Raw genomic sequence first — 12,266 nt, 5'->3', positions numbered from 1 at the left:
TTTACGACGAAAAGCCGATTCTCATCTGAGAACCGGCTTTTCGTTAGTACGATAAAGAAGTAAAACTAAGCCTGCTGCAGACCGGGAACTTCTACTACTTCATTGACCTCTGCTTCATAATCCACACCGGGAACTTCAAAACCAAAAAGGTTATAGAAATCAGTTTTGTAACCCTCCAGATCACCGATGGCGGGTAAGGTTTCGGTCGTAGCTTCTTCCCAAAGGGTGGCAACCGTTGACTGAACATCTTCCCGCATTTCCCAATCGTCAATGCGAATACGGCCTTTTTCATCAACCGGAACTTCACCATTGGTGTACAGTCGATCGCGGAATAAACGGTTAATCTGTTCGATGCAACCTTCGTGAATGCCTTTTTCCTTCATCGTTTTATACAACAATGAAATGTATAAAGGAATAACGGGAATAGCCGAGCTAGCCTGGGTAACCAGGGCTTTGTTCACCGAAACATACGCACGACCGTCTACCTCTTTCAGTTTTGCATCAATATCGAAAGCTTTTGCTTCGAGGTGATCTTTCGCCCGACCAATCGTACCATTACGGTAAACGGGTTCTGTCAGCTTAGGGCCAATGTAAGAATATGCTACTGTTGTTGCACCGGGGGCCAGCACGTCAGCGGCCTTCAAGGCATCGATCCACATTTCCCAGTCATCACCACCCATGACGGCAACCGTATTCGCAATTTCCTCTTCGTTGGCAGGATCAATAGAAATTTCTGAAACGGTACCCGTGTGGAAATCAACCGTTTTATTCGTGAACGTACCACCGATAGGCTTCAGCGTTGACTGATGTGTAATCCCTGTAACGGGGTTTGTACGGCGGGGAGACGCAAGGCTATAAACCACCAAATCAATTTGACCTAAATCGGCTTTGATCAGATCGATGGTTTGTTGCTTGATTTCGTTAGAGAAGGCATCGCCATTGATACTTTTCGCATACAGCCCTTCGGACTGAGCGAATTTTTCGAAAGCAGCCGTGTTGTACCAGCCCGCTGAACCGGGTTTGCCGGGAGCCGCTGGTTTTTCAAAATACACACCAATGGTAGAGGCATTGGAACCAAAAGCACTGGTAATTCGCGAAGCCAGACCAAAACCCGTAGAAGCTCCAATAACCAGAACTTTTTTAGGGCCATCAATTGTACCCTGAGACTTGGTATAGTTGATCTGATTCAGCACATTTTGCTCGCATCCCTGCGGATGAGAAGTCAAACAAATGAACCCGCGAATTTTAGGGGTAATGATCATAATCTATATAATTTTTAGATGGTATCGTACTTTAAAAATCAATGAAGATTCCCAAACTTCCGGCAAACCTAAAAGATTTATTTAAAATCATTGGCATAGCTAAGCCAGAAAGCCGCATTTTGATTCACGAAGTTCCTGTATAAATAATAAAGAGAGCATTGGATAAAATGCTCTCTCTTTGGAAGGAATAAATCCTAGTTTAAGATTTTACAGAAGCCTGCATAACCGGACTACGGCGAACGGCTCGTGCCGGAATAGGTATGCTTGGTGTGGCAGCTACTTTGGTTTTTGCCTTACCCTTATCAGATTTACCCCGATTCCACCAGATAAAAAATCCGGTAATAGGTAAGCTGGTGGCAACTAGGCAAGCCAGAAAATAGAGAATCTTGGTAAACGTACCGAAGATTTCTCCTGTGTGAATGGCCTTAGTCAGCGAAGTCATTTTCTGACCGAAAGGTTTTTCCGAGAAGCGATCAATAAGTAAAGCTTGACCTGAATAGGGATTGAAGACGATGCGATCCGTTCCCGCTGAAGCGAAAAATCCACTGTGGTTCTTTTGAATAGAGACGGTTCCTTCGGCTTTTTTAGGAATGTTGATGCGAAGGGCTCCGGTATACGGATAAACCCGATTGGCTTCGGCAATGAGCTTCTCAAAAACGATGGCGTTGCCTGTTACGGCTACCTCTGTGTTTTCTTCAATAGCTTTAAAGCCAAATAAATTTCGATAGCCGTCGCGGTACCATTCATAAGCAAAAATAGGACCAGTCAAAGCCATGATAGTTACGAAAACGAAGGCATAAAAGCCCAGCGTTTTATGCAAATCAAAATTGAGACGTTTACCGCTGGCATCAGTTTTAATGACCAAACCCGTTTTCCAGACCTTCCATTTTTTCCAGCTACTGATTTTCGCGGGTAACCAGAGAATAAAACCTGAGATGCAAAGGAAAAGCATGCCAAAACACGCAATACCCGTGATAAGTCCACCGATATCGTGGTTTTCAATCATCAACCAGCGGTGTAATTGAAGCGTGGAAGCAAAAAACTTTACAGTGGGTGTCTGAGCATCGCCCTGAATGGCTCCGGTGTAAGGATTAACCCAGAAATTTTTAGGTTTCTCTTTTTTAGGAGCTTTGCCTTGCTTCCCTTTTTCGGCTTTAACTCCAGCGGGTTCCTTGCCTTCTCCTTTTTTGCCCTTGGGTAAAAATCCAAAAGTCCAGGCTTCATTCGTGTTTTCAGGAATCTGAATAACCGAAACGCGGGAATCTTTCTTTTCCTTCTCAACGATACTAATCAGTTGCGAGATGGGCAGAATCTGAGCCTGAGCGGGTGCAGAAACCTGAAACTTATCCTGATCTACCCATTGCGTAATTTCACGATTAAAGACATACATAGTTCCGGTGAGACACATGATGAATAACACCAGCGTGCATGGAAGTCCTACCCAAAGGTGCAGGTCATTAAGTACTTTACGGAACGTGTATTTTTTGCTCATGAAAACGTATGGTGAGAAACCCAGAATACGTGAGAAAAAGAGAGGATAAGTGGGATAAGTATTAAGTAATATCTAAATACAATCGCTTCTATTTGCAAATGTATTAAGACTAATTATAAATAAAAGTGTTTAGGGAACTATTTAAGTAAAAAATGGGCAAATTGTCGATAAAACCTGCTTTAGGGGAGACGTAGGCGGTATTTGCCAGAGAAAGCCTCTGAAGTTTTAGAACCTTCAGAAAGCTTTTAAGGCTATAAAAACAGAGAGCAAGAGAAAGTAACTTACAACCATCCTTCACGAATAGCCTTTCCTACTAGTTCAGCGGAGCTTTTGACTCCTGTCTTCGCGAGCATATTCTTCCGGTGGCGGTCAACAGTTTCTTTGGTAATGTTAAACAACCCCGCAATTTGTTTACTCGGGTAACCATCAATGAGGGCCTTCAGGATTTCCTTTTCCCGAGGTGTCAGGGTTGCTTTGGAGGGGGTAAAGGTGGTTTGAGGCTTGACATTGATAAAAGATTCCTTATTATCCAGATCAATGAACGAAAGAATAGGCTTGGAATCAGTCTTGAATTCACTGATGTCGGTATGAATACCCAGCGTACGAAGGACACTGCCGTTTTCTCCCGTTTGAATGGCTACCAGTTGATGTAAGATTCGAATGTACTCCCCATCCGTTCGGCGGATTCGATAATCGTAGCTTACCTTATACCGAAGAACCTTCTCAGGACTCAATTGGCTGAAAAATTCAACGGCTGTATTTTCAAAATTTAGAAAAACTGTTAAATCTTCAGGATGGATATGAGCCAGCGTATGTTTAACGCCGAAATCTTCGGGATTACACCCTAAAACCTGAGTTACCGAATCACTCACATATTCTATTTCACCGTTCGTTAAATTGAAGATGAAATAAAAATAAGGACCAACGTGAAAGATGTTTAATAATTTTTTGTGTAGAGTTAGTTCAAATTCAAGATTAATATCGGTGGCATCTTGGTAGCGAGTTGCTTTTTTCCAGAACTTTCTGGCTTCGGCGTAAGCGTCTGTCTCGTTCATACATAGTTTGGTTAATGCGGTGGGTAACGTCATTTAAAAATAAACAATTGGCCTCAAAACTCTATGTAAAAGGTAGAGGAAAGGTTATCAAAAAATATAATAAAATTTTTAAGGTAGATATGTATGAATCAGGATGTTATATGTTAATTGAACTTAGTTTATGTTCACAAAGTAGCTGCGTCGATGAGCCTGAAGAAAAGTAATAATCGATCGGAGATTCGATTTTGTTTTCTGCTTTAGTGATAAACTTTGAACAGCCTTCTATTGAAATTTAAAAAGCATTTTTTGAGGGTAAATTTTTTCTAGCCGTGAGAAGTAATTTGATTATCAAATATTAATTATATTCTTTCTTTTTGAACTTAGTGAGAGCTTACTTAGGGAAGGAATTAAAGTTTTTATAGGCAAGTTCGCCCGTTTACGAACGTTAGTAAACCTAGCAAATTTCTAAGAGAAGTGAAGAAAGAGAGGGTTACTAGCAGCGATGATTTATTATTCTGTCTATCTTCTCGAACGTAGAGACCTGCTGTAGAATGGTAAGAAGCCGAGTGATTGTGGGAATGATTAGGTTTAAAGTAAGGACAGGTAGGAACCTGCTGTTTTGTAGGAACGAGATGGAATCTAGCACCAGGGCTTTATCTAAAATGTAGTGAGAGAGCTAATTTCACTTTGAATGAAGAGCTGTCGGGCCAGCGTGGCCCGGCCACGCTGGCAACGAAGTGACTGGCTTTATCGCTGCCAGCATCCTTATCGGAATGCGAAGTACGTCTGTCAACAAAAGAATAATCGGGTATTACTTATTTCGTTTTCTCCTACGAGTTATGCAATCCCCGGCAAGGTTCTTCGCTTCGCTCTGAATGACAGAGAAGAGAGTTCGTATGCCCTAGTTAGCATCTTGAACGCAGTAATAAATGTTACTTAGTAACAAACTACTTAGTATTGCATGAATATACTTAGATCTTAGGCAATCTTTAAAAAGAATAATACCTTAGAGAATCAATTATCGACCTCAGTTGAAACGCATCCCATGATCAATCTTTCTCAACAAATTTCCAAACATCTTCGCGAAGTATATTTTGGGGGTAATTGGACCTTTTCGAATCTAAGAGATCAGCTTGCGGATGTAAGCTGGGAGCAGGCCACTACCCAAGTTTATGATCTGAACACAATTGTTGCTTTAACTTATCACGTGCACTATTACGTGGCTGCTATATTACGCGTCTTCCGAGGACTAGATATTAACGCAAGTGATAAACTTAGTTTTGATCATCCGCCCATTCAATCATCCGAAGACTGGGAAAATCTGGTTAATAAAATTTGGATCGATGTTGATGCGTTAGCTGAATTAGTACTACAAATGCCGGAGGAGGCTTGGCAAAAGACTTTTGTGGATGAGAAATACGGAACGTATTACCGCAATCTTCACGGGATGATTGAACATACCCATTACCATTTAGGCCAGATTGTTTTAATCAAGAAAGTATTACGCAATTCTAAACCTTAAAAATACCAGCCATGAAAAGAAATTATATCAACCTTTCTATCCTCGCAATAGCCATAAGCATAAGCTTTGCTTCTTGCGTTACTTCACGAATCAAACCTTATTCTCAGGTAACACATAGCTCAAAAGTAGAAACATCTTCGGTTACTGTTTTTCTATTGGAAAGAGATATTCCTCAAAATATAGAACGATTAGGCGTGGTTTCTTTAAGAATCAATGGTAACGCAGGTATGGACAATGATAAGTATGTGAAAGACCAATTGTTTAAAGACTGCAAAAAGCTAGGAGCAAATGGGGCCTATCGTATCAATGATGGTACTTACACTCCTTTGGTGGTTAGTTATTTGGTTTTTAAGTATTGACTTAACAAATAAAAAAGTGATCACTGTATTACTAGTGTGCCTAAGCAATCCTACTATGATTTAGTCAAAGCCGTAAAGTACGAATGGTACTTTACGGATCAAGAATTTGCAATTTCAGCAGGATCGGAACTAACAAGAGATTTGCCACCATTTGGTTTATAGATGATTGGGGGAATGAGCTTTGGATAGAAAAAGTAAAGGATACAAGGGTATGCTCACCCTGTAGAACAGAGGATGCTATACGTATCTATCAGTTCGACCCTGACTGGGTTATTTAGCGATTTAGAGTTTATTTTCTGGAATTGGTCTTGTCAGTCAAAAGAGTTTCTACGAAAATTGAATTGTAAACAGCTATTATTTATCAGTTCATAGATGAGGCCATTATTGCTTAATGTATAGGTGCTTGTAATCCATAGCTTATATGAATGATTATTTAAAAATAAGTGGACAAGGAATTAGATTTGGACAAATGGTAGGTAGTATGATAGTTTCTTTATTTGTAGTAATATATATCGTTTATTTATGTTTTAATTTCTCTTATATAGAGTTATTGATACTATTAATAATACTCTATATATGCTATTGGTTATTTTCTAAAAATATGTATAAAGAAATATACTATGAAAACGGTAAAATTTACTTACGTGATCTTTTCAAACAGGAAGTATATGATATTACCATGTTTAAAGAAATAAGGGGTCAAATAGTTGGATGTTTAATCACATTTAAGGATGGTAAGACTTATTATTTTTATTTGCCTCCTGCTCGAGAAATAAAATCTGTATTCAAAAATGATCCTGCTTTTTATGCTAAAGAATTACATAATCAGCTATTAGAAAAAAGGACTCTCTATTTATCAGGTAATACGGATTAATGTAATTACTAAGAGGATAGAGATTTGTATACTTGGTTGATAGAATTACCCCAAAGAGTAAGTATCTAAAAAATATTTATAGAGTGAGAACAGGTTTGTAATCGCATCGTGGTTGCGAACAAGGAGCTGTTTTGCAGCATCGGTCAGCACAATTCTTAAATGGCTCGACTCTGCCAGAGATGAATCAATGCCAAAAGGTGATATACAGATGTATTTTGTTGAAAAGTAGTAGACGGAAAGCTTCGGACGTGCGAATATTAAATTCGCCCGTTCAATGAATACGGAAAGTAAAAAGAAACTTTCATTCGGCGTACTCCATTAGTTAATGGAATAGGATAATTAAATATACTAATAATCAGACCCTCAATTGCTTTCAAAAGTTAACCCTTGCGTGTATAAATAGTAGTAAGTAATAAAATAATTACTGATTTATATACATGATTAACGAAAATCAAGGGTTGGTTTGGAGAATTTGAAAGGTATTTTTAGATTTATATACCTATTATTTCATAGAATAATACAAACAAACGCTAAGACTTCATAGGCTTACCGCCTGTCTTCACTCATCAGTTTTCATTTATTTATTGCTTGAAGCGAACCTTACAAATAAGGGGTGAAACGGCTTTTGTCTATATGTTCTGTCATTGCTCACTTTAAAATATAACTACTCTATTAATTATGAAAATGAAAAGCTGGCTTATGGGCCTCACCGCCCTCACGCTTCTCTGGGGTTGCAAAGACAACGCCTTGGAATCCAATCAACATGCGGCAGATCATGCAGCCCGAGTCACTGCGGGAAAACAAGTGTACATTCCCAACGATCTCAAAAACATTAATTTAAACGATGATAACAGCGAGTGGAGTTACCAACGATCCGCTCAATCTGATAATGTGGTTATTTTCTGGCAAAAAGGTTTTGGAAACAACCCGCTTCAGGCCAGCGATCCTAACATGCGTTTTGATGTAAATGCTGTTCTGAACACGGCTGAAAATATCTATACGTACGATCGACAGACGCTTCAGTTTACGAAAGCAAACACGCGAATGGATACGCTTAAACTGATGATTATGGTCTTTTACAATGGCGGTTGGCAAGCTACCGGAGCTGGTTACGATAACGTGATTGGAGCCATTTGGATGAGTCCGAGTGCGGTACGTTCGTCACCCGTACTAGCCCATGAAATTGGCCACGCGTTTCAGTATCAGGTTCACTGCGATGGTGGCTACGGTTTTCGCGATCAGAACTACGTAGGGACGTTTTGGGAGCAGTGTGCTCAATACATGTCTCGTCAACTTTATCCCGGAGACGCACTAGGGGATTTAGGGCACTTTGTTAGTAATTCCTACCAAAACTTTTCGCACGAAAACATTCGCTACCAGTCTTTCCATCTACCTGAGTACTGGAAGGCGAAACACGGAGCGGATTTTCTGGGTCGGGTATGGAAAGAGGCGATTGGAACCGAGCACCCGCTACAGACGTATAAACGCATCACGGGACTTTCTCAGGATCAACTCAATGACGAAATAGGAGAGTACGCCATGCGTTGTATGAACTGGGACTTTCCCAATGGTTCGTACGTACGCGATCGGGCCGCTCAGGGAACTATTCAATTCTCAACGGCTCTTAGCCAGAATAGTGATGGGTCTTATCAGGTTGCTAGTAATATCGCTCCTCAATGTTATGGGTTCAATGCCATTCCTTTGAATGTTCCTACTACTACCTTGGAGGTGAAAGTCAACTTTGAGGGACTCAACAGTACCCAATTTTCAAACATACAGGGCTGGCGTTACGGATTAGTAGCTGTCAATCAAAATGGAGGAGTAACGTATAGTACGCTAGGGAAAACTCAGCAGGGAACCGTGACATTAACAATTAGCCTTAATACCAAAGAGCTTTACCTGGTAGTAGCCGGAGCTCCTCAGCAACATTTCAATCATCCCTGGGGCTTGGCTGAGTCTGATACGCCTAAGTTCCCCTATAAAGTTAGTTTCATCAATACACAGCCCAAGTAGAATGTAACGAAAGGACTTGAGGATTACAACGAAGCGGAGAAAAACGGATTCTCATTGTGGCCATCTGTTTTTCTCCGCTGTGCCGGATAGCTAAATAAGAAAAATACATAAAAGCTAGTCTAACTAGAAAAATCAAAATCGTTGACCTGATTGAAGTAATCACTTTATTGAACAAACCAAGTTCATGGCATTTGACTGGAAAGCCTTTCTACACACTAGGTACTTCTTCAAAGGGTGTAGAGTTTAGGTAAGCAAAGCGTTAAGTGAATGAAACGAACATTTGTTCATGCTGGGCAAAAAGAATAGTTATGTTTCATTGCAAACACATTATGCGACGCAATCTTATTAAAATACTAGTGATAGTAACAATACTATTATCTGGCTGTCAGCAAAAAAATGCAGCTAGAGAATGGAAAGAAAGCGACGGGTTAATTCCAGACAGTACAACAGCCGTTAAGATTGCAGAAATAATATGGCTTAATGTATATGGAGAAAATGTATTAGATACAAAACCTTATAAAGCCAAACTGATTGATAATAAAGTATGGATTGTAGAAGGAACTCTAAATAAAGGGGCTGATTATGATGGAGGTACGCCCTATTTAGAAATACAGAAGGATAATTGTAAGGTTATAGGAATATCTCATAGTAAATAAGGATTACATAAATGGCCTCCACCATTGTTGACGTTCAAACGAAGCAATGACAGTACACGGTATTTAAACGATGAAAAGTATATTTTACGATAAACGTTAAATGCTGGTAAGTTTTGCTGGATAGTAGTACTTACAGAAAATGATTAGGGTAAGCGTTTGCATCAATAATCTTTAAAACCCTGTCATCTCGAACGACATGAGAGACCTTCTGCGGAATGCGTCGGCTTTTACTCATGACCAAGTAAGTTTGAAAAGATAAGTAAGGTCCTTCGCTCTGGATGACAAGAGTGAGTAGAAACAATCTTACTTCACATTACCATCTCGAACGCAGTGAGAGACGAATAAATGAATTTAAAACTAACCCAATTATTCAGTCTTTCCCTAAGGACTTCGCTCTGAATGGCGGCGAGAGAGCTTAGGTAAAAGACCGAGCGTTTAGCTATTTCGGCAAGAGACAAAAGCCTATAAAATGTAGAGACGCGATTAATCGCGTCTCTACATTTTATAGGCTTTTGGAAATGATAGAAGTGCCGTCACCTTTCAAACAGTAGAAGCAATTACCAGCTTACCAAAAAGGAAATTCCGGGAAAACGTTGAATTATTTATCGCCGGGGCGGTATTTTTTCTCCACGTGTTTCAATACATCTTCTTTGTAAAAATAAATTTCCTTATAGGTACCGTCGATATACCCACGAACCTGATCGGTATAATGTGGAGATCTCGGATCACTGCTGGAACCACCCGTCAGAATAGTTTTAGCCCGTAGCTTATCACCAAATTCTACGGCGGCCACGAAGGTGTTCCCCGTCACACCGTAGCGTTTGTGTGTTTGAGGCATTTTGCGACTGACGTAAGCATTCAGTGAACCCATGAAACCGGGTGTTGCAGGCACGGCCCAACTGGGTTTATCGTCACTCGGGTCACCGTCGGTGCGTTGAAAACGATTGGCATTGCCCCAGGTAACTTCCCAAGTGCCGTATTCTTTTTTGAGCTCCTCAACTACCTGAGCCAAAGCCATAACCTGTTCACGGGCTGAAAGGAATTCCGTTGTCATCGCAGCTCCATTCGTTAATGAATATTGCTCTTCGGTCGTAACTGGGCGGGGCAGGCGAGCCATGTCCAGTTGAATGATTTTCTCCAGCCAGTGAACCGTCAGTGTAGTTGCGATGGAATTAGTATCTGTTTTGAAATCCCATTTTTTCAAAACGTCAATCGGCTCTTTTAGCAAGGATTTCAGAGAGTCCGAAGTTAAGGTGTGATACGCCGCAATCAAACTGGGTACATAACGCTCTCCGCTGGGTAAGTAATGATCGTAAGACGCTTTCACGACGTCATCCATCGTTGCTTCTTTCAAAGGGGTTAATACTTTGACGGCATGAACCGCCCGGGGCGTATGTCCATCAGGGTGCATGTAGGCCGGAAGTTTCAGGATTTCCTGCGATAACTCTCCCGCACCGTATAAAGGCGTAGAATTACAGTTTTGTAGCCAGCCGTTTGTAGGATTAAGGTAATGGGGAATCTCGGAAAGTTCGTGCGTTCCCTGCCATTCTGTAGCGGAAGTAGTGCCATCTACTGGGCGTTTCCAATCCAGAATCGGATTCTTTTTAGGAACGAAGTTCCCGTGCCAGTACGCTATGTTCCCGTCCTTATCGGCGTACAGCACATTGCTGCCTACCATGGCTCGCTTGTTCATGGCCTCGGTGAACTCCTGTAGGTTTTTCGCCTTCATTTTCAGCCAATGCATGGCTAGTAAATCAATATTCGGCTCGTGCGTTTTCAGAGACACCCAACGCGTTGCGGTGGCGTAGACAATGGGGCCATGATGCGTGCGATAGGTAACCACTTTTTTAGTAGCAAAGCCATCGCCTTTTTTGTACTTAATTTCGTGAAGGGTGCTATCCACGTTTTTCCAGGCACCGTCGTACCGGTACATCAACTTCCCGTTTTTCCACTGCACATCCTCAGCGTAAAGATCTTTCGCATCGGAAAGGGATACCGGGTGCATCCAGCCACAATATTCGTTGAAGCCCTGAAAAATAGAGAATTGTCCCAGAAATGGTGCTCCATACGAATTCAGTCCTTCTTCACTTACCACCTGAATTTCAATTCGACCGTAATATTCCGAGTGGGGGTTGATAAGCAAAATCGGTTTTTTGCTTTTGGTGCGGGACGGTCCCAGTACCCAGCCATTAGAGCCATCGTTTTTGGGAGGTTCGGCTGTAAAACTCCGGCCCTGAATGGCATGCGTATCTTTCAGGTAAAAGGCTTTGAAGTCTGCTTCCGAAACGTTACTTCCCGTCATAGCGGGCACGTTATTCATCAGATTCATCCAGGGTTCCACCCGTTTAATGAGCTTGGGCTTCACCTGAGGATGAGTAATCAAGTAATAATTGATCCCGGCGGCGTGGGCGTCGCAAAGCTTGCGTAGCCACTCAGGTGACTGCTGATAATACGCTTTCGCCTGCGTAGAATCAATGAACATCTTCGACCAAAGGTCGCGGATTAAAGCTGCCTCGCCCTCTACTTCAGCCAGACGACCCGTGCGACTAATGAGCGAGTTTTCCACCTTTTCGAAAAATTCTTCGCACTGCACGTACATCATTCCAAAAACAGCATCAGCATCCGTCTTCGTGTAAACGTGAGGGACACCATATGTATCTTTGATAATTTCAATGCGTTTGGCCTGAGCACGCATCGCCTTGACTTCCTGATCCGAAAAAGGACGCTGAGCAAGGGCCGAACCAAGGCTCAAGCCCAGCCCCAGCAGGGGGAGGTAAAACTTCGATAACATTTTCAATTCAGATTAATAGAACAAAGTCAGAAAGGTAAAGTAATAAAATTGCCTTTTACTACCGATGAAGTAGGTTATATTTTATTGAAAATCATTATATCAAAATATTATATGGTAATATAGTTATAATGTATGCTTTTTGCAGCTTAAGCTAATGGGACAGTATGGAAAGCATAATAACGTAAATTTATATACGTAGTCTGATTGAAATCACAACTAATAACTTTAAACAGCGTGCCGTTTCTCTTTCTCCCAAGTCATCT

The 12,266-nt window shown here is 41.2% G+C and carries 9 protein-coding genes; 5 read left to right on the top strand and 4 right to left on the bottom strand.

Annotation, left to right across the window (positions count from 1 at the left end; genetic code table 11):
• Window positions 1-65: 65 nt before the first annotated feature.
• From fabV to QE357_RS21935, 3 genes are all read right to left on the bottom strand, one after another.
• Entirely contained in the window at window positions 66-1,262 is a 1,197-nt protein-coding gene (gene fabV / locus QE357_RS21945; RefSeq protein WP_309712469.1) for an enoyl-ACP reductase FabV, read from the bottom strand.
• 199 nt (window positions 1,263-1,461) lie between these two features.
• Window positions 1,462-2,754, bottom strand: coding sequence for a PepSY-associated TM helix domain-containing protein (locus QE357_RS21940; RefSeq protein ID WP_309712466.1), 1,293 nt, complete (start codon window positions 2,752-2,754; stop codon window positions 1,462-1,464).
• A 281-nt stretch (window positions 2,755-3,035) separates the two neighbouring features.
• Window positions 3,036-3,809 carry a LuxR C-terminal-related transcriptional regulator gene (locus tag QE357_RS21935; RefSeq protein WP_309712463.1) on the bottom strand — a complete coding sequence of 258 codons (774 nt, stop codon included), beginning with the start codon at window positions 3,807-3,809 and terminating at the stop codon, window positions 3,036-3,038.
• A gap of 1,024 nt (window positions 3,810-4,833) precedes the next feature.
• Here QE357_RS21935 and QE357_RS21930 point away from each other — a divergent pair.
• The 5 genes from QE357_RS21930 to QE357_RS21910 all read left to right on the top strand — a co-directional run bounded on the left by QE357_RS21930 (window position 4,834) and on the right by QE357_RS21910 (window position 9,212).
• Window positions 4,834-5,310, top strand: a complete 477-nt coding sequence (locus QE357_RS21930; RefSeq protein ID WP_309712461.1) for a hypothetical protein — start codon at window positions 4,834-4,836, stop codon at window positions 5,308-5,310.
• Between the two features lie 11 nt (window positions 5,311-5,321).
• A complete protein-coding gene (locus tag QE357_RS21925) occupies window positions 5,322-5,669 on the top strand; it encodes a hypothetical protein (RefSeq protein WP_309712458.1) in 348 nt (115 codons plus the stop codon).
• Between the two features lie 421 nt (window positions 5,670-6,090).
• Entirely contained in the window at window positions 6,091-6,543 is a 453-nt protein-coding gene (locus QE357_RS21920; protein ID WP_309712455.1) for a hypothetical protein, read from the top strand.
• A 684-nt stretch (window positions 6,544-7,227) separates the two neighbouring features.
• On the top strand, window positions 7,228-8,556 hold the full coding sequence (locus QE357_RS21915; protein ID WP_309712452.1) for a DUF6055 domain-containing protein: 1,329 nt from the start codon (window positions 7,228-7,230) through the stop codon (window positions 8,554-8,556).
• Between the two features lie 329 nt (window positions 8,557-8,885).
• Window positions 8,886-9,212, top strand: a complete 327-nt coding sequence (locus tag QE357_RS21910; protein ID WP_309712449.1) for a YbbC/YhhH family protein — start codon at window positions 8,886-8,888, stop codon at window positions 9,210-9,212.
• Window positions 9,213-9,810: 598 nt separating this feature from the next.
• On the opposite strand, the gene QE357_RS21905 is transcribed toward QE357_RS21910, so the two are convergent.
• Window positions 9,811-12,003: a penicillin acylase family protein gene (locus QE357_RS21905; protein ID WP_309712447.1), complete on the bottom strand. Its 2,193-nt coding sequence runs from the start codon at window positions 12,001-12,003 to the stop codon at window positions 9,811-9,813.
• Window positions 12,004-12,266: the final 263 nt, after the last annotated feature.

The organism is Siphonobacter sp. SORGH_AS_0500 (assembly GCF_031453245.1).
Classification (GTDB): Bacteria; Bacteroidota; Bacteroidia; order Cytophagales; family Spirosomataceae; genus Siphonobacter.
The sequence above is the reverse complement of the archived record's forward strand: the minus strand, read 5'-3'. Positions and strand labels throughout refer to the sequence as shown.

Bases quoted from the DNA above. Each gene is read 5' to 3' on its own strand.
- fabV (WP_309712469.1), bottom strand. From the start codon at position 1,262: ATGATCATTACCCCTAAAATTCGCGGGTTCATTTGTTTGACTTCTCAT.
- QE357_RS21940 (WP_309712466.1), bottom strand. From the start codon at position 2,754: ATGAGCAAAAAATACACGTTCCGTAAAGTACTTAATGACCTGCACCTT.
- QE357_RS21935 (WP_309712463.1), bottom strand. From the start codon at position 3,809: ATGAACGAGACAGACGCTTACGCCGAAGCCAGAAAGTTCTGGAAAAAA.
- QE357_RS21930 (WP_309712461.1), top strand. From the start codon at position 4,834: ATGATCAATCTTTCTCAACAAATTTCCAAACATCTTCGCGAAGTATAT.
- QE357_RS21925 (WP_309712458.1), top strand. From the start codon at position 5,322: ATGAAAAGAAATTATATCAACCTTTCTATCCTCGCAATAGCCATAAGC.
- QE357_RS21920 (WP_309712455.1), top strand. From the start codon at position 6,091: ATGAATGATTATTTAAAAATAAGTGGACAAGGAATTAGATTTGGACAA.
- QE357_RS21915 (WP_309712452.1), top strand. From the start codon at position 7,228: ATGAAAAGCTGGCTTATGGGCCTCACCGCCCTCACGCTTCTCTGGGGT.
- QE357_RS21910 (WP_309712449.1), top strand. From the start codon at position 8,886: ATGCGACGCAATCTTATTAAAATACTAGTGATAGTAACAATACTATTA.
- QE357_RS21905 (WP_309712447.1), bottom strand. From the start codon at position 12,003: ATGTTATCGAAGTTTTACCTCCCCCTGCTGGGGCTGGGCTTGAGCCTT.